The sequence below is a fragment of the Amycolatopsis sp. VC5-11 genome, assembly GCF_037034185.1.
Taxonomy (GTDB): Bacteria; Actinomycetota; Actinomycetes; order Mycobacteriales; family Pseudonocardiaceae; genus Amycolatopsis; species Amycolatopsis nivea.
Map to the genome: position 1 here is coordinate 124,213 of NZ_JBAGKF010000010.1, position 23,159 is coordinate 147,371.

17 protein-coding genes are annotated in these 23,159 nt (G+C 69.4%); 9 read left to right on the plus strand and 8 right to left on the minus strand.

Going from position 1 to position 23,159, the window contains the following annotated elements; genetic code table 11:
- The first annotated feature begins 72 nt into the window (after positions 1-72).
- The 4 genes from WA670_RS27610 (at position 73) to WA670_RS27625 (ending at position 3,168) form a co-directional block, all read left to right on the plus strand.
- Positions 73-810: an IclR family transcriptional regulator gene (locus WA670_RS27610; protein WP_336159278.1), complete on the plus strand. Its 738-nt coding sequence runs from the start codon at positions 73-75 to the stop codon at positions 808-810.
- A gap of 89 nt (positions 811-899) precedes the next feature.
- Positions 900-1,880, plus strand: a complete 981-nt coding sequence (locus WA670_RS27615; protein ID WP_336159279.1) for a thiamine pyrophosphate-dependent dehydrogenase E1 component subunit alpha — start codon at positions 900-902, stop codon at positions 1,878-1,880.
- A gap of 23 nt (positions 1,881-1,903) precedes the next feature.
- Complete coding sequence (locus WA670_RS27620) at positions 1,904-2,938, plus strand: alpha-ketoacid dehydrogenase subunit beta (protein WP_134664887.1); 1,035 nt, start codon at positions 1,904-1,906, stop codon at positions 2,936-2,938.
- Complete coding sequence (locus WA670_RS27625) at positions 2,935-3,168, plus strand: lipoyl domain-containing protein (RefSeq protein WP_336159280.1); 234 nt, start codon at positions 2,935-2,937, stop codon at positions 3,166-3,168. Before WA670_RS27620 ends, WA670_RS27625 begins: the two co-directional genes overlap by 4 nt.
- A gap of 74 nt (positions 3,169-3,242) precedes the next feature.
- Here the strand turns inward: WA670_RS27625 and WA670_RS27630 are convergent, their stop codons facing one another.
- Entirely contained in the window at positions 3,243-3,722 is a 480-nt protein-coding gene (locus WA670_RS27630) for a carboxymuconolactone decarboxylase family protein (protein ID WP_037818008.1), read from the minus strand.
- Positions 3,723-3,910: 188 nt separating this feature from the next.
- Between WA670_RS27630 and WA670_RS27635 the strand changes: the two genes are divergently transcribed.
- A complete protein-coding gene (locus WA670_RS27635; RefSeq protein WP_336159281.1) occupies positions 3,911-4,876 on the plus strand; it encodes an EamA family transporter in 966 nt (321 codons plus the stop codon).
- On the opposite strand, the gene WA670_RS27640 is transcribed toward WA670_RS27635, so the two are convergent.
- The gene (locus tag WA670_RS27640) at positions 4,851-5,327 is read right to left on the minus strand and encodes a (2Fe-2S)-binding protein (protein ID WP_037817840.1); all 477 of its coding nucleotides are present in this window, start codon (positions 5,325-5,327) and stop codon (positions 4,851-4,853) included. The two genes, WA670_RS27635 and WA670_RS27640, sit on opposite strands and share 26 nt — an antisense overlap.
- A gap of 8 nt (positions 5,328-5,335) precedes the next feature.
- Complete coding sequence (locus WA670_RS27645) at positions 5,336-7,672, minus strand: molybdopterin cofactor-binding domain-containing protein (protein WP_134664883.1); 2,337 nt, start codon at positions 7,670-7,672, stop codon at positions 5,336-5,338.
- A 183-nt stretch (positions 7,673-7,855) separates the two neighbouring features.
- On the opposite strand from WA670_RS27645, the gene WA670_RS27650 reads away from it, so the two are divergent.
- A complete protein-coding gene (locus WA670_RS27650) occupies positions 7,856-9,475 on the plus strand; it encodes a sigma-54-dependent Fis family transcriptional regulator (RefSeq protein ID WP_336159368.1) in 1,620 nt (539 codons plus the stop codon).
- Here WA670_RS27650 and WA670_RS27655 read toward each other — a convergent pair.
- From WA670_RS27655 to WA670_RS27665, 3 genes are all read right to left on the minus strand, one after another.
- On the minus strand, positions 9,472-10,431 hold the full coding sequence (locus tag WA670_RS27655; RefSeq protein WP_336159282.1) for an AraC family transcriptional regulator: 960 nt from the start codon (positions 10,429-10,431) through the stop codon (positions 9,472-9,474). The two genes, WA670_RS27650 and WA670_RS27655, sit on opposite strands and share 4 nt — an antisense overlap.
- A gap of 35 nt (positions 10,432-10,466) precedes the next feature.
- A complete protein-coding gene (locus WA670_RS27660; RefSeq protein ID WP_336159283.1) occupies positions 10,467-11,360 on the minus strand; it encodes an SDR family NAD(P)-dependent oxidoreductase in 894 nt (297 codons plus the stop codon).
- Between the two features lie 85 nt (positions 11,361-11,445).
- Positions 11,446-12,855 (minus strand): pyridoxal phosphate-dependent decarboxylase family protein, encoded by a 1,410-nt coding sequence (locus WA670_RS27665; RefSeq protein WP_336159284.1) that lies wholly within the window; start codon positions 12,853-12,855, stop codon positions 11,446-11,448.
- Positions 12,856-12,963: 108 nt separating this feature from the next.
- Here WA670_RS27665 and WA670_RS27670 point away from each other — a divergent pair, with 108 nt between their 5' ends.
- A complete protein-coding gene (locus tag WA670_RS27670) occupies positions 12,964-13,416 on the plus strand; it encodes an Lrp/AsnC family transcriptional regulator (RefSeq protein ID WP_037817843.1) in 453 nt (150 codons plus the stop codon).
- Between the two features lie 183 nt (positions 13,417-13,599).
- On the opposite strand, the gene WA670_RS27675 is transcribed toward WA670_RS27670, so the two are convergent.
- On the minus strand, positions 13,600-15,174 hold the full coding sequence (locus WA670_RS27675) for a PucR family transcriptional regulator (RefSeq protein WP_336159285.1): 1,575 nt from the start codon (positions 15,172-15,174) through the stop codon (positions 13,600-13,602).
- A 92-nt stretch (positions 15,175-15,266) separates the two neighbouring features.
- Here WA670_RS27675 and WA670_RS27680 point away from each other — a divergent pair, with 92 nt between their 5' ends.
- Entirely contained in the window at positions 15,267-16,121 is an 855-nt protein-coding gene (locus WA670_RS27680) for a hypothetical protein (protein ID WP_336159286.1), read from the plus strand.
- Positions 16,118-17,227, plus strand: coding sequence for an o-succinylbenzoate synthase (menC, locus tag WA670_RS27685; RefSeq protein ID WP_037817846.1), 1,110 nt, complete (start codon positions 16,118-16,120; stop codon positions 17,225-17,227). Before WA670_RS27680 ends, menC begins: the two co-directional genes overlap by 4 nt.
- 607 nt (positions 17,228-17,834) lie before the next feature.
- Here menC and WA670_RS27690 read toward each other — a convergent pair.
- Complete coding sequence (locus WA670_RS27690) at positions 17,835-22,985, minus strand: AAA domain-containing protein (protein WP_336159287.1); 5,151 nt, start codon at positions 22,983-22,985, stop codon at positions 17,835-17,837.
- Positions 22,986-23,159 lie beyond the last annotated feature (174 nt).

Sequence of the window (23,159 nt, forward strand, 5' to 3'; positions counted from 1 at the left end):
CGGTGGAACTGCTCTTGCCCAGGTCAGAGCGGTAGCGCATGCTGGAGTCCGCAGCGACGCGGAGGTGAGGGGATGGCGGCAGAGCCGACCTTGATCGGGTCCGTGCAGCGCGCCCTGCACCTGCTCGACGCGGTCGGCGCGAGCGAGCGGCCGGTGCCCGCCAAGGTGCTCGCGCGGACGGTCGGGTTGCCGCTGCCCACGACGTATCACCTGCTGCGCACCCTCGTCCACGAGGGATACCTGTGCAAACTCGACGACGGCTACGCGCTCGGCAGCCAGGTGAGCGAACTGCGCCAGCACACGTCGCTGCACGCACTGCTGCCGAAGATCCGCCCGGTGCTGCGAGCCCTGCGAGACGAGGTGCACGGCGCGGCGTACCTCTCGCTGTACTCCGACGGCGACATCAAACTCATCGACATCGCCGACGGCCCGACCGCCCCGTCGGTCGACCTGTGGGTCGGCGTCCACGAATCGGCCCACGCGACGGCGTTCGGCAAGTGCATCCTGTCCGGCCTCGACACCGAAGGCCGCCGCGACTACCTGTCGCGGCACCAGCTGGCGGACCTCACCCCGCACACCATCACCGACAGCCGGGTTTTGGAGCAGCGGCTGTCGCAGAGCGGGGATGTGTTCAACGATCGTGAGGAGTATTTGCTGGGCACGGCATGCCTGGCGACGACGGTCCGCACGCCGGGCGCGTTGGGCGCGGTGGCGATCTCGTTGCCTGCGCGCCGACTGGGTTCGGCACCGTTGCAATCCCTGCGCCGAGCAGCCCAACGAGTGTCTCGCGCCCTAGCCATCACACCCTGAACCCGCCAGTTATCACCATCTGAAATCCCGCCCGTTGTCCGGCGGACCGCGCCCGGCGAAAGTGGCCTCCAGAGCGAATGGGAGGTCCCATGGAAGCGCAGGACAGGCTCGACCTGTACCGCACGATGGTCCTGATCCGCACCTACGAGGAGGCCATCCTCCGCGAGTACCACGCCGACAAGAAACCCGTCTTCGACATCGGGGCCGGTCTCGTCCCCGGCGAGATGCACCTGTCCGCGGGGCAGGAACCGGTGGCGGCGGGCGTCTGTGCGCATCTCACCGGTGACGACGCGGTCACCGCGACGCACCGGCCGCACCATTTCGCCATCGCGCACGGCGTCGACCTGAACCGGATGACCGCTGAGATCTTTGGCCGGACAACTGGACTGGGCAGAGGACGCGGCGGGCATATGCATCTGTTCGACCCCGCCGTGCACTTCTCCTGCTCCGGCATCATCGCCGAGGGCTACCCGCCCGCGCTCGGGCAGGCGCTCGCGTTCCAGCGGAGCGGGACCGACCGGGTCGCCGTCGCGGTCACCGGCGAGGGCGCGGCTAACCAAGGGGCGTTCCACGAATCGCTCAACCTCGCGGCGTTGTGGCAGCTCCCGGTGATATTCCTGGTGGAGGACAACGACTGGGGCATCTCGGTACCGCGCAGCGCGTCCACCTGCGTCACGTCGAACGCGGACCGCGCTGCCGGATACGGGATCCCGGGCGTGCGCGTCGAGGACAACTCGGTCGAGGCGGTCCACGAAGCGGCGGGCAAGGCGGTCGCGCGGGCTCGGGCCGGGGGAGGGCCCAGCCTGATCGAGGTGCACACGTTGCGGCTGTGGGGGCATTTCGAGGGCGACGCGCAGGGCTATCGGTCCGATTTGGACGGTGTGCCGGGCCGGGATCCGTTGCCCACCTACGAGAACCAGCTGCGCGCCGACGGAGATCTCGACGACGCGAAGGTCGCGGAATGCAAAACAGCGGCCAGCGAGCGGGTCGAAGCGGCGATCGCGTTCGCCAAAGAGAGCCCCGAGCCGGATCCCGCCACCGCGCTGGATTTCGTGTTCGCGCGAGCCTGACGACACAGCGAGGAGAAGCAGCAATGACGCTCACCGAACCCTCCGCGCCCGCCGGGCGGAAACTCAGCACCGCGAAGGCGATGGTCGAGGCCATCGCCCAGGAAATGGACCGCGACGAGCGGGTGTTCGTGCTCGGCGAGGACGTCGGGTCCTACGGCGGGATCTTCAGCTCCACCACCGGATTGCTCGACCGGTTCGGCCCGCGCCGGGTGCTCGACACACCGATTTCCGAGACCGCCTTCATCGGCACCGCGATCGGCGCGGCGGTCGAGGGCATGCGACCGGTGGTCGAGCTGATGTTCGTCGACTTCTTCGGCGTCTGCATGGACCAGATCTACAACCACATGGCGAAAATCCACTACGAATCCGGCGGCAACGTGTCGGTGCCGATGGTGCTGACCGCGGCGGTCGGCGGCGGGTACTCGGACGGGGCGCAGCATTCCCAGTGCCTGTGGGGAACGTTCGCGCATCTGCCGGGGATGAAGGTCGTCGTGCCGAGCAATCCCGCTGACGCCAAGGGATTGATGACCTCCGCGATCCGCGACGACAACCCGGTGGTGTACCTGTTCCACAAGGGAGTCATGGGCCTGCCGTGGATGGCGAAGAACCGCCGGTCGATCGGCCCGGTGCCGGAAGGCGACCACGAGGTCCCGATCGGCAAGGCGAACGTCGTGCGCCCGGGCAGCGACGTCACCGTCGTGACGCTGTCGCTGTCGGTGCACCACGCCCTCGACGTCGCCGACGATCTCGCCGGACAGGGCGTCGACTGCGAGGTCGTGGACCTGCGCAGCCTGGTGCCGCTGGACACCGACACGATCCTCGATTCGGTCGGCAAAACCGGCCGGTTGCTCGTGGTCGACGAGGACTACCTGTCGTTCGGCCTGTCCGGCGAGGTGATCGCCCGCGTGGTGGAGCGGGACCCGAGCCTGCTGCGCGCCCCGGCCGCGCGCGTAGCGGTGCCGGACGTGCCGATTCCGTACGCGCGTCCGCTGGAGTACGCGGTGCTGCCGACGCCGGCGCGGATCCGCCAAGCCGTCCTCACCCTGGTGGGCGCATGACCGACGTCCCGTTCCCCGTCCTGTCCGAGAACGACCCGGACGGCGAGGGAGTCCTCGCCACCTGGTTCGCGACGGACGGCGCGACCGTCCGCGAGGGCGAGCTGATCGCGGAGGTCGCCGTGGACAAGGTCGACGCGGAGGTCCCGGCCCCCGCGACCGGCGTGGTGAGGTTCCTGGTGGGGGAGGGCGACGTGGTGAAGCAGGGCGCGCCGATCGCCCGCATCGAGTAAGCGCACGGGTCGCCCCGTGCTGGAACGGGCCGCCGCCGGGTCCCACCGTTGCCCGGCGGCGGCCCGCGCTCGTGTCAGCTGACCGTCGCGAACTGCCCCGGCTGGTACAGCCCCGCCGGCATGCGGACGATGACGTTCATCCGGTTCGCCGCGTTGATCAGCCCGATCAGACATACCAACGCAGCGAGCTGGTCGTCGTCGTAGTGTTCGCGAGCCTGCGCCCACGTCTCGTCGGAAACGCCGCCGCCGTCCGCGATCCGGGTGCCTTCCTCGGCCAGCGCGAGCGCGGCCCGCTCGGCGGGGGTGAACACGGTCGCCTCGCGCCAGACGGCGACCAGGTGGAGCCGTTCCGCGGTCTCGCCGGCCGCGGTCGCGTCCTTGGTGTGCATGTCGACGCAGAAGCCGCAGCCGTTGATCTGGCTGGCCCGCAACGAAACCAGCTCCTGCGTCGCCTTCGGCAGCGCCGTGTTGTTCAGCAGCATCGCCAGCCCCGCGAACCGCTTGCCCAGCGACTTGCCGAGGTCGTTGTTCATCAGGTCGAACCGTGCGCTCATCAGATCCTCCAGTGGTGTGTAGCGGATGCCCATGAGATGCCGGCCGTCCGCCGGATGTGACAACCCTGGATGTGACCCGCGTCGCACCCGGCCAGCCCGCTGCGCGAGAGGTACGTGAGGGCGCTGCCGAGGCGGGGGCTGCGGAAAACCGGTGGCCCGGCCGCCGCGCCGGGCCGCAGAATGCGGAGATGGCCGACCAGGGCGGTACCGCGCGGGCGACCGGGCTGAGCCTGGTCTCCTGGGCGCTGTTCGCGAGTTCCGGTCCGCTCGCCAAGGCGGTGCTGGACGCGGGATGGAGCCCGGCCGCGGTCACCGCGGTGCGGATCGGTCTCGCCGCGGTTCTGCTGGCGCCCGGCGTCGCGCTGCTGCGGCCGCGGGCGCTGCGGTTCCGCCGCGCTGAACTGTGGCTGCCGCTCGGCTACGGACTGCTCGGCGTCGCGGGCGTGCAACTGTTCTTTTTCGTTGCGGTGTCCCGGATTCCGGTCGCGGTGGCGATGGTGCTGGTGAACCTGTCGCCGGTGCTGGTCGCACTGTGGGTGCGCGTCGTCCGGCGGACGCGGCTGCCCGCGGCGGTGTGGCTGGGCATCGCGCTGGCGATCGCCGGACTGGTGCTGATCGCCGGTCTCGGACCGGGGGCGCAGCTGGATTTCCTCGGCGTCGCAGCAGGATTGGCGTCGGCGGTCTGTTCCGCCGGATACTTCCTGCTCGGCGAACGCGGTGCGCGACGGCACGATCCGCTCGGAATGACCGCCGCGGGACTGGCGATCGGAGCGGTGGCGACCCTCGCGGTAAGTCCATTGTGGACTCTAGCGATCGCCGCGAATCCGGTATCGCTGGGCGGCGCGACGATCCCGGTCTGGCTGGCCCTACTGATTCTGGCCGTCTTCGGCACCGTGCTGCCGTACCTGGCCGGGCTGCACGCGTTAAGCGGTTTGCCGGTCGCCCTGGCCGGAGTCCTGGCGCTGGCCGAACCTCTGGTCGCCGCCCTGCTCGCGTGGTTGCTGCTGGGCCAGGCCTTGGGGCCGGTGCAGCTCATCGGAGTGGCAGTGCTGCTCGGCGGCGGAACGCTGGTACAGACGGGAAAACTTGCCCCGCAACCGGAATCGGCTGCGGGGCAAGCGAACCCGGTCACATCTTCGCGGCGCCGGCCTTGATCGCCTCGCGGATCCGCGAGTACGTGCCGCAGCGGCAGACGTTGCGGATCTCGTCCAGGTCGGCGTCGTTGATCTCGCGGCCCTTCGCCTTGGCCTCCTTGACCTTCGCGACCGCCGCCATGATCTGGCCGGGCTGGCAGTAGCCGCACTGCGCGACGTCGTTCTCCAGCCAGGCTTCCTGCATCGGGTGCAGGTCGGCCTTCACGGTGTCCGGCAGGCCCTCGATCGTGGTGATCTCGTCCGTGGCCTTGATGTCGGCCACCCGCACCGAACACGGGTTGAACGCCTTGCCGTTGAAGTGCGACGTGCAGGCCTTGCACACGTTGATGCCGCAGCCGTACTTCGGGCCGCGGACGCCGAGCACGTCGCGCAGGACCCACAGGAGCCGCACATTGTCGTCGACGTCGACGGACACCGGCTTCCCGTTGAGGATGAAGGTGTGCTTGCTCATCGTGCTCCTCAGTAGGTGTGGCTCAGGCCGTCGGTCGGCGATTCGGGAACGGGCGGGACGAACGACTTGACCTCGAAGGCGATCGGGTCGTCGTGGTTGATCGGGAACCGCTTCGGGACCTTCCCGGTCGCGCGGGCGTACGCGCACGCGACGGCCGCGACGGAGCAGGCGACGCCCGCCTCGCCGGCGCCGCCCGGCTGCTCCCCGTTGGACGGCATCGCGATCGCGGTGAAGTCCTGCGGGATGTTCCACTGCCGGGTGTAGAAGTAGTTGTCCCAGCTGGCTTCCAGGAAGTGCCCGTCCTTCAGGTGGACACTGCTGGTCAGCGCGAGCGCGAGCCCGTCGGCGAAACCGCCCATGATCTGCGCCTCGATGCCGCGCGGGTTGATCACGAGCCCGGCGTCGAGGGCGATGACCGCCTTGGTCACGCGCGGGCCGGCGACGCCGTCGCGGATCTTGCGGTTCACCGTCTCCGGGCGGCAGTCGATTTCCACCAGGCAGGCGCTCGCGCCCTTGTATTCCTTGTGGATCGCGATGCCCTGCGCGGTGCCCGGGGCCATCTTCTTGCCCCAGCCGCCGACCTCGGCGACCTTGCGCAGCACGCCCTTCACCTTGTCGTTCTTGAGGAACTCCATCCGGAAGTCGTACGGGTCCTTGCCCATCGCCTTGGCGAGCATGTCCACGACGAGCTCGTTGGCGCAGCCGACGTCGGGCGAGTAGACGTTGCGCATCGACCCGGTGTTGAACCGCTGGTCGGTCTCGGTGAGCGTCTGGTCGACGACCCCGAAGTTGTACGGCATTTCCTGGCTCAGCACGAAAACCGCCTCGGCGACGCCGAGGTTGCCCAGCCCGGTCGGGAGTTTCGTCGCGACCGAGGTCAGCATTTCGCCGAGCCCGTGCCGGAACGACGTTTCGACCGAGGTGTGCCGCTGCTCGAAGGTGAGCACGTTCCCGGCGAGCACGGTCGCCCGGATCCGCGACGTCGCCATCGGGTGCAGCCTGCCTTGCCGCGGCTCGTCGGCGCGGTGCCACATCAGGCGCACCGGCTTGCCGAACGCCTTCGACGCCTGCGCCGCTTCGACGGCGTGGTTGCCGAACAGCTTGTGGCCGAAGGAACCGCCGCCGGTGACGACGTGGACCTTCACCTTGCCCTGCGGCAATCCGATCGCCTGCGCGACCTCGCCCTGCGCCACGATCGGCGACTTCAGCCCGGCCCAGATCTCGGCGCTGCCGTCGCGGACGTCGGCGACCGCGCAGTACGGCTCCAGCGCGGCGCTCGAGCGGAACATGAACTCGAAGTCCGCCTCGACCGTCTTGGCCAGCACCGGAACCTTCGGCACCGCCAGCGGAAGCTCGGCGCGGCGCAGGTTGGCGAGCACGGATTCGTCGTTCTGGCCCTCGACGCTGCCGGGGCCCCAGTCGACCTGCAGCGCGCGCACGCCGTCGATGCACTGGCCGAACGTCTCCGCGCGGACCGCGACGCCGGTCGGGATGATCGCGATGTCGGTGACGCCGGGCAGCTTCATCACGTCGGCCTTGTTGCGGACGGCCTTCGGCGTGCCGTTGAGCGTCGGCGGACGGCAGATCATCGTCGGCAGCGCGCCGGGGATGTCCAGGTCCATCGCGAACTGCTTCTTGCCGGTCACGATGTCGTGGGCGTCGAGGCGGTTCTGCGGCTTGCCGAGCACCTTGAACTCGCTGGAGCCCTTGAGCTTGCTCGGGTCCAGCTGCACCTGCTTGGTGGTGCTGGACGCGGCCTTCGTCGCCAGTTCGCCGTACGTCGCGGTCTTGCCGTTCGGCGCGGTCACGACGCCGCCCTTGACGATGAACCGTTCCGCGGTCCCGCCGAGCAGGATGGCCGCCGCTTCGAGCAGCTGCTGCTTGGCGATCGCGGCGGCGACGCGGATCGGGGTGTAGGTCGAGACCGTGGTGTTCGACCCGCCGGTGAGCTGGTTGAACAGCAGTTCCGGACGCGCCGGCGCGAGCGTGACGTGCACCTTCTCGACCGGGAGGTCCAGTTCCTCGGCGATGATCATCGCGGTCGAGGTGGTGATGCCCTGGCCGACCTCGGCGCGCGGGATCTCGAACGAGGCGCTGCCGTCCTTGTTGATGGTGACGGTGATGAGCTGCGACGTCGGGAGCGCCGCGTCGGTGAGCGCGTCGTTGAGGTCGTACAGCTCGGGCGGCTGCGGAGCGGAGGGCACGGCGGCGGACGCGGAGGAGGCGAGCCCGACGTCCGCGGCCACGACGAGGGTCCCGGCCGCGACGACGTACCCGAGGAAACCGCGCCGGGAAACGCCCGGGCGCTCCTTCCCGGTGTCCGGCTCGGAGTGACTGAGAGTCACGCTGATTCCCCTTTCGAGGTAAGGACCGCGTGCCGGATGGCAACACGTGCACGCGGGTGGTGGTGATGGACCACCTTGCCGGGTGAATCGGGGCTTGAGTGTTCAAGTTCTGTACAGCGTCAGCGGAGAGCGATGGTTATCCTGCTGCGCGTCACCAACGAAGGTGGAGATCGCGTGAGCTCGATGACGTCCTCGCGCAGCGTGGTGCTGCGGGAACCGATCGCCCAGTCCTGGCGGCGCGCCTCGCTCGCCGGTGTGCGCCCCGAAACCGCGCTGCTCGACCTGCGGTTCGACGAGGTCGACCCGGCCAGCAGGCTCCTGTCGGCGGCGGCGCCGGTGCTGGAGGACCTCGACGAGCGTCTCGCCGGGACCGCGATGTCCACTGTGCTCGTCGACCACGACGGCAGGCTCGTGCACCGCTGGAGCGCCGACCGCGCCGTCGAAGACTGCCTGGACCAGCTGGGCATCGGCGTCGGCACCTGCCTGCTGGAGGACGAGGTCGGGACCACCGGCCCGGGCACCGCGCTGGAAACCCGGTCGAGCATCGTGGTGCACGGGGAGGAGCACTACGCCGAGGCGCTGCGCGGGTTCAGCTGTTACGGGCACCCGATTTTCCACCCGGTCACGCGCAGGCTGGAGGGCGCGCTCGACATCACGCTGCTGGCCGCCGAGGCGAATCCGCTGCTCGCGCCGCTGGTCGCGAAGGCGGTGGAGGAGATCGAACGGCAGCTGCTGGAAGGCAGCCGGGTGTCGGAGCGTTCGCTGCTCGCTGCGTTCCAGTCGGCGTCCCGCCCGACCCGGCCGGTGGTCGCGATCGGCCCGGACCTGTTGCTGTGCAACCAAGCCGCCGCGGACCTGCTGGAAGGCGCGGACGTCGCGCTGCTGTGGAACCTGGCGGGCGAGGCGGCCGGACCGTCCGAAATGGAGACCGAACTGCGCTCCGGCCAGCGCGCCAGGGTCCGGGCCGAACCGGTGCCCGGCGCCCGGGGCGGGATGCTGGTCGAGATCCGCCCGCTGAGCCCGTCCGAGGCCCGGCGGACGCGCCGCCGTGGTGCTGTCGCGCCCGGTCCGGTGGCCGGGCACGTGCACATCTCGGGCCCGCCCGGGACCGGCCGCACCACTGAAGCCCGGCTGCGGGTGCCCGAGGAACCGTGCACCACGTTGACCGGATCGGAAGCCGTGCTCGGCGGATCCGCAGCCTGGGCCGCGAGGTTCACTGCTGCGGTCGAGACCGGCTCCGGCAGCATTTGCGTGGACGGTGCGGATCTCTTGCCCGCTGAACTGGTCGACCTCGTCGCGAGGCATGCCGCCCGCGGCGTCGGCCCGCACCTCGTGCTGACGACCGGCCCGCGCGAGGGGCTGACCGGTCCGGAGCGGGCGCTGATCGCGTCGTGCGGGGAGAACGTCGAACTGCTGCCGCTGGCGCACCGGCCGGACTTTCCCGAGGTCGCGGCCCGGATGCTGGCCGAACTCGGCGCCGCGCGCACGCACAACATCACGCCGGGCGCGCTGCGCATCCTCGGCTCGTACGACTGGCCTGGGAACCTGCCTGAACTGCGCGGCGTGCTGAGCCAGGCGATCCGCAAACGGTCGGTGGGCGCGATCGGCCCGGGGGATTTGCCGCCCGCGCTGGTGGCGGACGCTTCGGGGCAGGAGCTGGCTCCGATCGAACGGGCGGAACGGAACGCGATCGTCGCGGCGTTGCGGTCGGCCGGCGGGAACAAGGTGCGGGCTGCCAGCACGCTCGGGATTTCGCGGACGACGTTGTACGCGCGGATGCGGGCGTTGAAGGTGCCGGGTTAGCGGAAGTCTCCGGGCGATCGCCCGGTCCACCGGCGAAACGCTCGCCGGAAGGCGCTGGCTTCGGAGAAACCCAGTCGCCGCGCCAATTTCTCGATGGGTTCGTCGCCGCGGCCGAGACTGGCTATCGCGGCGTCCCGGCGGACCGCGTCCCGGATTTCGCTGATGGACGTTTTCTCTGTGCGCAACAACCGCCGCAAGTGCTGGGCGCTGATCCCGAGCCGTCCGGCGATGTCGTCCGGCGCGGTAATGCCCTGCTCGACCACGGCGCGGACCTGGTCCGCGTGGGCCGAGCCGTAGTCGCGGGTGGCGAGCCAGACGTCCGGCTGGTCGTCCAGGAACGCGGCCAGTTCGGCTTCGCCGCGGATCACCGGGGCGGACAGGAGCCCGCGGTCGAAGACGAGGACCAGCGAGTCCGCGTCGAACCGCGGATGGCGGCCGAAAACCGCCTCGTAGTGCGGCGCGTGGTCCGGTTCCGGCCACGGCAGCCGAAGTTCGCGCAGGGCGATGCGCTGTCCGGTGAGCCAGCTCAGCAGCCGGTGGACGACGATGGCGACCAGTTCCGCCGCGACGTGCTCCGGGTCGTTGAGCTGGCGGACGTCGATGTCCACCTCGACCAGCGGATCTGCCGCCCGAACCGCCACCGCGGGCATCCCGGGCAGGACCTCGGCGGCTTCCTCCAGGCGACGCAGCGCGGTGCGCAGGTCGGGCGCGGGGGCGACCGATCGGATCACCAGCCGGAACAGTCCGCGCGGGGCTCGCGGGCCGAGAGCGAAGAGTTCGTCGTCGGTCTGAAGCCACAGCTCGCGGGTGAGTTCCGAGACCTGCCTGCGGGTGACGCCGGTGCGGTCCGGCCGGATCCCGAGGCGGTGCAGCAGCGCGGGGACGTCGAGGTTCCGGCGTTCGCCGATCCGCGCCAGCCGCCGGGCCAAGGTGTCCAGAACCGCCGGGTCGTCCACGGTTCAAGGCTAGCGGGCGGTTAACGGGCGATTTTCTACCCGATCGGGTGACGGGGCTCGGTCGTGAATCGCGCGCCGAGCAGCCGCTCGGTCTCCGTCCACAGCCACGCGCCCAGCTCCGGATCCCGGCTTGTCGGCACCGGCTGCTGCACCTCCGCGGCGGCGCTCCGATGCGGACCGAGGTACTCGCCGCCGCGCAGGCCCGGCGAAGCGACCGCGGCCACGACCGGTCGAGCCGCCTGATCTTTTCCCAGCACGATCCCTCGGGCCGCCGCACGCAGCACCCGCGCACCGGGCCGTCCCGGCGTGAGCGCGTCGATCGCCGAGCCGGGGTGGACCACAATCGACTGCGCTGAGATCTCAGCCAGCCGCCGCTGGGATTCGAAGCCGAAGATCTCCACCGCGTGCTTGGACATCGCGTACGCGACCCGCGCCCGGTAATCCCTTTCGGACAGCCAATTCTCGCGGTCGAAGGGGATCTTGCGGGTCAGCGCGCTCCCGAGACTGACCACTCGCCGGACCGCGGGCAGCGCGCGGCGCAGCAGTTCCGCGTGCGCGAGATGGTTGATCCCGACGATTTCCTCCACCCCGAACACCCCGATCCGGTGCGCTGGTCCCGGACCGAACGCTCCGGCGACGACACCCGCGTTCAGCACGAGCGCGTCCAGCCGCGGCAAGGCGCCGAGCCGGTCGCCGGCCCGGCCGATCGACGTGCGGTCAGCGAGATCCAGCGGGACGAACTCGTGCAGTTGCGGGTCGGGGAGCGCGGAAATCGCCGCGCGGCCCCGGGTTTCCGACCGCCCGAGCACCAGCACTCGCGCGCCCAGTTCGGCGAGCTGCGCGGCAGCGAAGAAACCGATCCCGGAGGTGGCCCCGGTGATCGCGACGACCTGGCCGTCGATCCGTTCGGGTTGAGCTATTTTCGACACAGCAGCGACGTTAGGTTCGCCGCTGGTGTCCGCACCAGGACCGGGGTTCGCAGGTTTCGGGACCGTTCCGCGCATTCCACGCTCGTCACGGCTTTCCGGCGAGCGCGGCCAGCCGGTCGGCGATGCGGTCGATGTCGGCTTCGGTGGTGCGGTAGTTCGCGACGCACGCGCGGATCGCGGTCTGCCCGCGCAACCGGGCCGGGCCCAGCAGTGCAGTGCCTTCGTCGGCGAGTTGGGCCAGCAGCGCCGGGTATTCCTCGCCGCGACGGCCATTGATACGCACGCAGACGGCGGTCAGCGCGACCGGGTTCAGCAGCTCCAAGCCGGGTTCGGCGGCGACGCGTTCCCCGAGTCGCGCGGCCAGTCGCAGGCAGCGTTCGGCGGCTTCGCGGAAGGCGTCCACGCCGAACGTCCGCAGTGCGGCCCACACCTTCAATGCCTTGAAACTACGGGAAAGCTGCGGGCCGTAGTCCATGAAGTCGAGCATCAGGTCGTCCTCGGCGACGGTGAGATACGACGACGAGAACGCGAAGGCCGCCCGCAGTTTCGCAGCGTCTTTCACCACCAGCGCCCCGGCTTCGAGCGGCGTGAACAGCATCTTGTGCGGATCCAGTGCGATGGAATCCGCGCGGGACAGCGGGGCGAACGTTTCCCGCGCGGAGTCGGCGAGGACGAACAGTGCGCCGTACGCGCCATCCACGTGCAGCCAAAGGTTTTCTCGCTCGCACAGGTCGGCAATGGGGACGATGGGATCGATCGAGCCGCTGGTGACCGTGCCAGCGGTGGCGACGACGCAGAACGGCTCGAGCCCAGCGGCCCGGTCCGCGGCGATCGCGTCGGCGAGGAGGTCGACTCGCAGCCGGAATTCGTCGTCAGTCGGGATGTGCCGGACGTGGTCCAGTCCGATGCCGAGAGTGGCGGCGGCCTTGTCGACGCACCGGTGTGCCTCCCCCGAGGTGTACAACACCAGCGGCGGAGCACCGGATTGCAAGCCGCGCTCACGGAAATCCGGCCGGCGGTCGGTGAGGGCGGTGGTGATCGCGTCCTTGGTCGCGCCGGAACCGCCGTTGGTGAGAATGCCGCCCGCGCTGGGGCCGAGGTGGAAAAGACCGGCGAGCCACTGCACCACCGACCGTTCGACAACACTCGCCGCGGGGGAGAGTTGCCAGAAGTTGCAGTTTTGGTTGAGCACCGCGGAAATCGCGTCGGCGTACGGCGCGATCCCGTTGGGCGGCCCCTGCACGTACGCGAGGAACCGCGGGTGCGCGATGGTGGTCGAGTTGGGCACGATGCGGTCGCGGAGGTCGGCGAAAAACCCTTCCACGCCAATGCCTTCCGCGGGAAACGGCTCGGCAAGAAGCTTGGCCAGCGTGTCGCGGTCGACGTCCGGCAGGATCGGCCTCGTGGGCAGGGATTCCTCGTAGCTGTCGACGAACCGGGCCAGTGCGTCGGCGGCTTGCGCGCGTTCCGCGGGGGAGAGGACGAGAGGGTGCACGGTGCTGCCTTCCGGGAGATCGAGTGCCGGAATCGACGGTAGTGCGGACGGCAGGGCAGCCGATGCTGAATATGGCGCTTTCTGGCGGCTTGATTAGCATCCTGTGCCATGGATAAGACTGATCACGCAATCGTCCGCCAGCTGATGGCCGACGGACGGCTACCGAACAACGAACTCGCCGACCGTGTCGGGCTGTCCCCGTCGCCGTGCCTCCGCCGGGTCCGCGCCCTCGAAGCGGCCGGGGTGATCACCGGGTACCACGCGTCAGTCGACCCAGCCGCGCTCGGCCGCGGGCTCGGAGTGCTGCTGCATGTCGAGATGGCGGATCAGCGCAGCGAGGTCATCGAGGCTTTCGAGAACACCGCTCTGGGGCTGGACGACGTGGTGTCGTGTCGCCGGATGTTCGGCGCTCCGGACTATCTAATGCAGATCGCGGTGCCTGATATGGCAGCGTATGAGCAGCTGTATATGACGGAGCTGACGCGGATGCCGGGCGTGGCAAGGACGAATTCGCAGTTCGCGATGAAGACAGTGAAGACGACGCCAGGTCATCATTGGTGATCCGCGGCCGACGCCGACCGCTCGGGCGCTGCTTTGGCGACCGCCACAATGCCCGGCCCGAACCTCCGGGCTCTCGTCCAGGGCCGCCGCGATCCGGCCGGAACCGGGCCGTGGCAGGAGACCGCCGTCCACCTCATCGCCGCGACCCGAGCCGTCCGCCGTCGGTGAACGCCGAGAAGTCGTTCACCAGCCGAGCTGGTCCCCGAGCCGCAACCGCAGCCACAGCACCAGCCGCTCGTCCGGATCCGCCAGATCGAATCCGAAGATCTCCTCCGCTCGCGAAAGCCGGTACCGGATCGTGTTCGGGTGCACCGACAACCGCGCCGACGCGGCTGCGATGTCGCCGTTCGTGTCGAGGTAAGCGAGGATCGTCGGCGCGTACGTCGTCCCGTGCTCGACGTCGTGCGCCCGCACCGCCGGGCCCAAACGCCGCGGCAAAGACGTGTCACCGGCCAGCAACTGCGCCAGAACGGACAACGTCGCCCCGGCCCACACCTCCTCAATGGCCGCCACCTGGCACGGTTCCGGCGAGGTGCGCTGTTCCGCCAGCGTCCGCAGGACGAGGTCCGCGTCGGCCCGCGAGGAAGCGATCGACCGGAGCCCGGGGACCGTCGACCCGAGCCCGGCCTGCACCGGCATCCGCAGCGCGGCGTGCGCTCGCCGGGCGATGTCGGCGACCAGTTCGCGGTGCGCGGGGCCCTCGGGGAGCAGCGCGTAGACCGTTCCGTCGATCAGCGCGCAGCCGTGCCTGCCGTAGTGCGCCTCGCAGTGCAGGCTCACCAAATCGGCCAGCCGCGTTGCCGCGTGGGCGGCCAGGACGTCTTCCGGATCGGCGACGGTGAACGCGGCGACCGCGACGGGCGCGTCCGGGTCCAAACCGAGCTGCGGGGCGACGGCGGTGACGCTGCTCGGGTCGGCGAGCAGGCGTTGCAGCAGGTCAGCGCGCCGCCGACGGACCACGTCGACCGCGGTGCGCGCGGCCAGCAGGTGCAGTGCGGCGATCTCGGCGGCGTCGAACAGGGCTTGCTCGGCGGTCTCGTCGAGGCTGTCGTCGGCGTCGACCACCCAGATCGACCCGAGCATCTCGCTGCCCGCCCGCACCGCGACGCCCAGCCGGGGCAGCCCGCCCGGCAGCGACGGGAACCGGCAGGTCCGCCGTGTCCGCGCGAGTTCGCGGTACTGGTCGTCGTAGAACACCGGCCCCTCCGGCACCTGCAGGCCGAGGATGCCCTGGCGGCGGCCGTCGTCGATGGGCTGGCCGGGCAGCGTCGAATACGCCAGGATCCGCCGGTTGAGGTCCTCGATCGTGGTCGCGCCGCCGACCATCCCGCCGATGGCGTTGGCCAGCGCGAACAGATCGCCGGCCGCGGGTGCGCCGGGCGTGCGGACGGCGGGTGCGAGCGCCGAGGAGATCATCGCTTCGAGGTGGTGCCACGGCACGGCTTCGTCGGCGGCGAGCAGCACCACCCCGGCGTCCTGCGCGGCGTCCGAAAGCTCGGTGAGGGGTTCGCCGAAGCTTTTCACCACCAGCGCCGCGTATCCCACCGCCGCGTTGATGAGATCTTTCGCCTCGGCCGGATCTGCCCCGACCGCGAGCAGGATCGTGTCCTGCCCCGGCGGCACACCGCCGCGGCGCTCGTGGATGAGCACGCCGGACACCGGCACCGGCCGGTCCGGCAGCGGGGTGACCGGCCGCAGCAGCGACGCGCCGAGCGCGGCGAGGACCTGCCCGAGATCGGGCGCCACCGGATCGAGCATCGTCACCTCTTTAGCCAGACGCACAAAACATCCGCGGAATCTCTGGACCAGCACTGCACGCACCCGGACGATCCGGCCGCGAGGCTGTCAGCATGCACGTTCCACCAGGCGCACCAGCGACCGTACTCCCTCCGGCCCAGGACACAGCCGTCTCGACCGCCCTGCGCGCCGCGAACCGGGCGGGCGTCCGGATCCGGCTCGCCGACGACGTCCGGACGCTCGAAGCGGTGTCGCGGTTCCTCGCCCAGGTCTGGCAGACGCCGGAATCCCACGCCCCGTTCGGCGCGGACGCCCTGCGCGCCGTCGTCCACGCGGGCGGCGCGGTGCATTACGCGGCGGACGACGACGGCATTGTCGCCGCCTCCGGCCTCATTTTCTGTCCGCCGGTGACCCGCGCGGTCTATTCGCTGATCGCCGCCGCGCGCGCGAGCGACCGCGGAGTGGGCTTCGCGCTGAAGCAGGCGCAGCGGGTGTGGGCACTGGATCAGGACGCGGAAACCATGGTCTGGACCTTCGATCCGCTGGTGAGCCGCAACGCGCATTTCAACCTGGCGAAACTAGGCGCGCGCGGAACCGAGTACACAGTGGACTTCTACGGCCAGATCGAAGACGGCGTCAACGGCGCGGACGAAACCGACCGCTTCACCGCGGTGTGGCCGCTCCGGGACCCGAATCCAGTCCAGCTTCCAGGTCCGGACTTGACCACTGTGGACGTCGACCCGCGCCGCGCCCCCGACGGCGAACCGTTCCTGGCCCGCGACGGTTCCGGCTATTGGTGCCGGGTCCCGTCCGACATCGTGGGCCTCCGCCGGTTGAACGCGCGCCTGGGCGCGGAGTGGCGCTACGCGATCCGCGACGTGCTCGTCCCATTGTTCGCCGACGGCTACACAGCCACCGGGTTCAGCCGGTCCGGGTGGTACCACCTGACCGAAGGGAAGCGGGCGTGAAAATCGAACGGATCGACCTGATCGAAGTCAGCCTCCCGCTTGTCCGTCCATTCCGGACTTCGTGCTCAGTGGACACCGAACGCAACACCCTTCTGTTGCACGTGGTGACCGACGTCAGCGAGGGCTGGGCAGAATTCGGCGGCGACCCGGAACCGGTGTACAGCCCGGAGTTCGCCGCCGGAGCCGAACGGATCCTGCGCGACCATCTCGTCCCGCGCGTCACCGCCTTGCCGCAGCTGACCGCATCCCGGGTCGCGGGCGCGATGGCTCCGGTCAAGGGAAACCCGCTGGCGAAAGCCCTGCTCGAAACCGCCATCCTCGACGCGGAATGCCGCGCCTATGCGATGCCGTTGTCGACCTACCTCGGCGGCGTGCGCGACCGGATCCCGGCCGGAGTTTCCGTCGGAATCACCGACACCGTACCGGAATTGATCGACACCGTTGCCGGTTATCTGGCCGAGGGATACGTCCGGATCAAGCTGAAGATCGAACCCGGCTGGGACCTAGAACCAGTACGCGCCGTGCGCGCCGAGTTCGGCCCAGACCTGCTGCTACAGGCCGACGCGAACACCGCCTACTCCCTGTCCGACGCCGACCATCTGCGCCGCCTGGACGAGTTCAGCCTGGTCCAGCTAGAACAACCACTCGCCGCGGACGACCTCGGCGGACACGTCGAACTCGCGAAACTCCTGCGGACCCCGATCTGCCTGGACGAGTCGATCTGCTCCGCCCGCGACGCCGCGTTCGCGATCCGGTTGGGCGCGTGCCGGATCATCAACATCAAACCCAGCCGCGTCGGCGGATACCTCGAAGCACGACGAATCCACGACGTGTGTGCCGCACACGGAATCCCGGTGTGGTGCGGCGGAATGCTGGAAACCGGCATCGGCCGCGCGCAGAACCTCGCCCTAGCCGCACTGCCGGGCTTTGTGCTGCCGAATGATATCTCAGCGTCGAGCCGTTACTATGCCACCGATCTCACCGCGCCGTTCGAGCTAGAAGACGGTTGCCTGTCCATTCCAGACGGACCGGGCGGCGGCGTCGCTGTCGATCCGCTCGCGCTGCGCAAGCACACCGTCGCTTCGCAAACCCTCTTCGCAGGCTGACGATTCCAGCAGACCGTCTAACAGGCCCTTTCCGTCGCCCCACCGGACCGCGCCCGGTCCGGTTTCACCGAACGGATCATCAACCCGCTCTGCCTGCACGAAACCTACTGACCCGGCGGGGAACCACCATCGAAGAACCGGATCTGCGGTCCTGCACCGACGGCGTCGACACAGCGGAATGGAACGTCGCCGAAGCCGATGCCTCCGGCGAACTGATCTCCACCGGCACGGACACACAAAGTTCTGGACTTCGTTGCTGAGCGGGAAACTGCTGCCACTCGCACTGATGACGGAAAAAGACCGTCCTGGATGACGGCGGTAAGGGATACGGCCTTGGCGTCCAACGATACGAACTGACCCCGAACTTCCCAACATGGGGCCACAGCGGCAGCGTGGCCAGCGGCCACGACTTCCGCAACGCGGTGACAGGGGACGGAAAACGCTCGGTCACCGTGTTCATCGACACGGCAGGCTATTCGAAGGCCCAGTCAGACCGGATAGACGCGATCGTGGGCGCACTGGTCCGCGACCTCCGCTAAAACCTCCGGGCGGTTGCGGCGTCCCCCAGCGCGGCAACCGCCCGGACCCCACGGGCAGCGTGTCGTGCTTACTCGCCTTCCGCGATCCTGCGGGCGAGTGGAGCGATCGAGTCGAAGAGCTCCTGCACCCGCTTCGTAAGGGTCTTCAACCCCAACTCGGCCAGGACTGCCCGGTAGAGAATCCGCTCGTCCCATCCTTCGCTTTCCGCTACCGCGGCGAGAAGAGAAGCGAGTTCGCGAGGAGGAACGTCGGAGAGCTGACGCGGCCCCAGCTCGCGGATCCGCACCCGCGGCTGGTCTGGCAGATGGTACGTCCGTTCCTTGATCCGGCCCTGTTCTGTCGGGTTGTCGACGAGCAGGTCGCCGCGGCGCACCGCTTGGGTCAGCACCGCATCGAGCTCGTTCGCGATCAGCCGGCCGACCCGGCTGCCCTTGGCAGCCTCCACGTAGGCCCGGTGGACTCGTTGTCCCAGTACCGGTCCTTCAGCCTGAACGATCGCGAGCACGCCCTCGGTCATTTGCTTCCGGGAGGCCTCGGAAGTCGGAATGAGCGCACCGGCGAAGGTCGTATAGGAAGACAAGTCGCCGGCCGTCGAGGCAACCCCCGGCTCGCTGGGCTCAGGTTCCAGCACCAGCTCGCCGGTTGCCGGACGGAACTCCTCTTCGACAGCGACGACGGCGGCGACAGCGGCCGTCTCCTGAGGCGAAGACGCGGGTTCCAGCGCAGGAGCCTCCGGCATCGGTGCCGGAGCTGTCCGCACCGGAGACCAGCCTGCCGGATAGATCTCCTCCTCGTTCAGGATCTCCCACAGCTGCGCGAGGGCCTCGTCCGGATCGACGTCGAACGAGGAGCCGCTGATCCGGAAGAACCGCCAGCCGCATCGTTCAAGGTCGCGCTGCCGGGCGAGATCGCGCTCGTAGACGTCCGGTCCGTGCCAGCGGTCGCCGTCGCATTCCACGGCAAGCCTGGCCCGGCCGCCGACTACCACGAGGTCGATCCGGTAACCAAGCGCTTCGAATTGCGGTTCGACGGTGTAGCCGCGTGCGACGACGCGGTTGTACACCCGTTGCTCGAAAAGGGAATCGAACGGTTCGACGCGCTCGTTGTCCGGTACCGCCGACGAGCGTCCGGTCGCGCCCGCGGGCCGGTCGCGCAGGCCATAGCAGTAATCGAGCAGCTGGTACCGCATGCACTCGCTGTTGGGCAATTCGTCTTGCCGGACCGAGTGGAACACCCACACCTGGTCTTTGGCCCGGGAGACCGCGACGTTGAACCGCTGCACGTACTGGTCCTGGGTCAGCGCGATCATGCGCCGCTCCGGGTCGGGCGCGGCGACCATGGACAGGAAAATGACGTCGCGCTCCGAACCCTGGAAGTCGGCGGCGTCGCCGCACCGGAGGTCGCGGCTCTGCCAGTCCTCCCGGGAGAGCCGGGCGAGCAACTCGTCTTCGATGCGTTTCGCCTGGGCCTTGCCGAGGAGGGACACGACGCCGAAGGTCTTCCCGTCGTAGGCAGGGTCCGAAAGGCATTTCTCGATCTGCTCGACGATCGCGTCGGCTTCGACGGGATTGATCTTGTTGGTGGCGCCCCGCTCGTAGCCGTCCTCGAGGTAGACGGCTTTGACCGGATCGAGCCGGTCCGCGCCGTACTGCCGGACCGGCAGCAGCCTGATGCCGTCCGGTTCGTAGGCGATCCGGTTGGAGAAACCGATGATCTCCGGGACGCAGCGGCGGTGTTCTACCAGGGTGATCGGCCGGCCGTAGCGCATCTTGGCCTCGTCGAACAAACTGCGCTTCGGGTCGTGCCACGAGTCGCGATAGCGGTCGTCGGCAAGGTACTGCCGGGCCAGGTCCCGCAGTTCCTGCTGGTCGGTGCCGACCGCGGACGGGGAGACCTGCTTGTCGTCGCCGATGACCACGATCTTGCGCGCCAGGTACTGGAGGAAGACCGCTTCGGTTCCGGCTTGTGATGCCTCGTCGATCACCACGACGTCGAACATGTCGGGACGGACCCGCAACTGCTCGGCGATCCGGTAGATCGGCATGATCCACACCGGAACCGACGGCCGGCACCGGTCCATCGCCTTGCGGATCTCGGCGCGCCGCTGGTTGCGGTAGATGCCGGTGTTCTTGCCCGCGCGCTGCACCAGTTGTGCGTACTGGGTGAGGTCTGCGCGAGCGGTCCCGGTGAGCCGGCTCGGGGACGCCGCGTGATCCCAAGCCCGGCGCGCGGCGACGGCCTCGGCTTCCTTGCGGATATCCGCTTCGATCCGGGAAATCCGGCGCTGGACGTCGTTGACGTCGATCGCCTCCTGATCGACCACCCACGCCCGGGTCGCCGCCCAGCTCCACGCTTCCTGAAACCGGTCGATCCGCTCCTGCCAGAACGCAGCTCCAGGGTCAGCCTCGACCGCCGCGCGGAAGCCCGGCGCCGCAGTGCCGAGCACGGAGCTGACGTGGTCTCGTCGAGAGATGCGCTGCCGGACCTCCCACAGCCGTTCGAGCCGCTGGCGTGCGCTCGCGTAGAGCTCGTGATCGCGGGTCTTCGCGCCGGACATCAGATTCGCGACACACGGTGCCGCGTCTGTCCATTGCGCAGTCTCGCGAAGGACGGCTTCGAGGTCGCTGAGCGGCTGCGTCGCCGTGACTCGCGCTTCCTCGGCGCCGCATGCGTCCGCCAAGTTGGCATACCTGCGGACGTCGCTGAGATCTTGCCAGTTCGGCACTGGAACCTGGAGCCAGCGCAGCTGGTTTTCTTCCTGGACCAACAGGTCCGCCAGCGTCAGCACATGTTGCAGTTGCGCGAGCTCGGTCGTGTGCCATTGGAGCCGTTCCTGCAGCGTGTCCTCGGGCGGGATCTCCACGTCCTCCGGCCAAGCCCGGTCGAGCGCGGCCAGCACCCGCATTCCCTCGGCCCACGCCAGGAATGTCTGGAGCTGCGCGGAGGAGGTCGGAGGGACGCCGTCGACCCGGACCCTCTCGAACAACGGCTGCGCCTGCTTCAGCACTTTGCCCGCGAACGCGCCGATCTTCGGGGTTCCGTCGGCCTGCGTCTTGATCACGCCGCCGTCGCCGAGATAGCGGGCGACCTCGCCGGCGAGCGTGGCCAAGGTTCCGAGATCGCCCTCGCGGACCACGACTTCCGTCAGCGCGCCAAGGTGGGCGACCGGACGGGCGCACGCTTCGACGAGACCGGCGATCGTGCCGGCACGGGCCCGCCACTGATCGGCTCGTCCGGACCGGACGTCGCGCAGCGCGGCGTCGAGCCACTGTTCCCGGCGGCTCACGAGCTGATCGGTCTCGTCGGCGATGTGCTGCAAGCGCTGCCGCAACTCTGCCCGTTGCTGCGGCGCGAGGCGGAGCACGGCCCCGAAAGCCGGGTGCTGCTTGAGCGGCGCGTATCGCGAGTCTGCCTCGAACGCGGCACGTTCCCTGGCGGCGAGGTTCGCGAAGGCCGCTGCGTCGCTCACCGAGTCAAGGGCGAGCAAACGCAGCCGGGACTCCGCCTCGTCGGCGAGGAGCTGGTCGTCAAGCAGGTCTCGGTGCCAGCTTCGCACCTCCGCGGCGGACAGCGGTACCGGTGCGTCGGGAGCGATAGTGTCCAACATGGACAGCCAGCTGAGCTCTTCCTCCGCGGCCAACTGCTGCGCAATGCGCGACAGCGTGCCGCGATAGCCCTGATGGGTTCGTTCCCGGACTTCGGCTTCCCGCGCCTCGATCAGGCGGCTGTGCAGGGCCGAGCGCTCCCGGCTCAACCGGTCGACCGCGTCGAGGTTGCGCTGGACGGCCCGGGCGTTCTCCGCTCCGTCGTGGTCTCCGGCCGCGGCGGCGATCTCCTGCACCGCGATCTTGAGATCGGCCATGTCCTCGCGCGAGGTGCCGACGACGGCGACCGCGAGCGGTTTGATCTGCTCCGGGAGCTTGTCCCGCACCTCGCGAAGCGCGCGGTCGGTCTGGGCGGTCACCAGAACCCGCTTGCCCTGGGCGAGCAGATGGGAGATCAGCGCGGCCGCGGTGTGGGTCTTGCCGGTGCCGGGCGGGCCTTGAACGAGCACCTGCGAGCTGGAGTCAACGCGCCGGATGACCTCGAGCTGTTTCTCGTTGACCGGCATGGGGAGGAACGGCTCGTCGTCGACGGCGAGAATCGCGCCTGCGTCGCCGGCCTGCTCCGCGACTGGGACGTAGTCGGGATCGAGCAGCGGCACCAGCCCGGCCGGGACCTCGCCGGTTTCCTCGATCTGGCGCAGGATCGCGTCGAAAATCTCGATCAGACCGTGAAAGGTGCGCTTCCGGAGGATCACGGCGGGGGCGAACGTCGCGACCGCGTTGCGGGCCGGCACCGCGGCTTCGTCCTCGTCGCGGTATTCACCGTCCGGGTCGATGCTGTGCACGATGCGCTGGACGAATTCTCGCGCCGCCGCGCGGTCCAGTGCGGACCCGTCGTGGGCTTTGACATCCTCCCGGACCTCGGTGACCTTGTCCGGTGTCGTGATCAGGCGGAGGTCCACCATGTCGAGTTCGAGCCGGGCTGGCTCGGCCGACTCGACGGTCCGCACCTCGATGACGCCGGTGCGGTCGTCGAAGTGGATGCTGACCTCGCTGGTGAGCGCGTGCCGCCGGATCCGGGGGCTGTTGACCGGCTGCCAGCTCAGGCATCCGGTTCCGGCGAGCAGTTCCAGCTCTTCCGGGCTTTCGGTCGCCCGGACGTACATGAGGTAGAGGCGTTGGTAAAGGTCTCGTGCCGGCCGGTCGACGAGTTCCTGGTCGGCCCAGCGCTGCCAGCGGGCGAGCCAGCTCGGGAACGCCGCTTCGACGGAGGGGAAGTCGTTCAGGGACAGGTACTCCGGCGCGCGCTCGGCACCGGGTCCTTCCTGGTCGAGGGCCCAGTCTTCGGCGGGTGTTTCGACTATCCGCTTGCGCAGCGCGGGCGCCTGCTCCGGGTCGTCGAGCGGGCTGCTCAGCCAGCGGGCCAGATCGGCGTCCGGTTCGGGCGCCGGGACGACCGGGACCCGTTCGATCGCGAGCACCGGGCCGTCCGGGTCGCCCGGCTCCGCCGTCCGCACGGAGACGGCGGGATGTCGGGGTGCTTGGCTCAGCCAGACCACGTCGCCGTCGCGCTGGTAGGTGTCGGTGGTGCGGACCGGACTGGCCTTGAGGTGCTGCGCACCTCGCAGAAACTCGAAAAGCCTGCGTGCGCGATCCACCAGTGACGTATCCATTCCACCTGCCAGCCGTACCCCGTGCGCAGTGATTCCGCGCCTCTCCTCAATCGGATTCCGGACTGAAACGTGACAGACGGTTACCGAATCGTGAGCTGCGGGACGGCGCCGGCCAGGCTGCGGGCAATCCGTGCAAATGGCCAGTAACGGCCCGATGCGGGACAGCGATCGTCA

Bases quoted from the DNA above. Each gene is read 5' to 3' on its own strand.
- WA670_RS27610 (WP_336159278.1), top strand. From the start codon at position 73: ATGGCGGCAGAGCCGACCTTGATCGGGTCCGTGCAGCGCGCCCTGCAC.
- WA670_RS27615 (WP_336159279.1), top strand. From the start codon at position 900: ATGGAAGCGCAGGACAGGCTCGACCTGTACCGCACGATGGTCCTGATC.
- WA670_RS27620 (WP_134664887.1), top strand. From the start codon at position 1,904: ATGACGCTCACCGAACCCTCCGCGCCCGCCGGGCGGAAACTCAGCACC.
- WA670_RS27625 (WP_336159280.1), top strand. From the start codon at position 2,935: ATGACCGACGTCCCGTTCCCCGTCCTGTCCGAGAACGACCCGGACGGC.
- WA670_RS27630 (WP_037818008.1), bottom strand. From the start codon at position 3,722: ATGAGCGCACGGTTCGACCTGATGAACAACGACCTCGGCAAGTCGCTG.
- WA670_RS27635 (WP_336159281.1), top strand. From the start codon at position 3,911: ATGGCCGACCAGGGCGGTACCGCGCGGGCGACCGGGCTGAGCCTGGTC.
- WA670_RS27640 (WP_037817840.1), bottom strand. From the start codon at position 5,327: ATGAGCAAGCACACCTTCATCCTCAACGGGAAGCCGGTGTCCGTCGAC.
- WA670_RS27650 (WP_336159368.1), top strand. From the start codon at position 7,856: ATGACGTCCTCGCGCAGCGTGGTGCTGCGGGAACCGATCGCCCAGTCC.
- WA670_RS27670 (WP_037817843.1), top strand. From the start codon at position 12,964: ATGGATAAGACTGATCACGCAATCGTCCGCCAGCTGATGGCCGACGGA.
- WA670_RS27675 (WP_336159285.1), bottom strand. From the start codon at position 15,174: ATGCTCGATCCGGTGGCGCCCGATCTCGGGCAGGTCCTCGCCGCGCTC.
- WA670_RS27680 (WP_336159286.1), top strand. From the start codon at position 15,267: ATGCACGTTCCACCAGGCGCACCAGCGACCGTACTCCCTCCGGCCCAG.
- WA670_RS27690 (WP_336159287.1), bottom strand. From the start codon at position 22,985: ATGGATACGTCACTGGTGGATCGCGCACGCAGGCTTTTCGAGTTTCTG.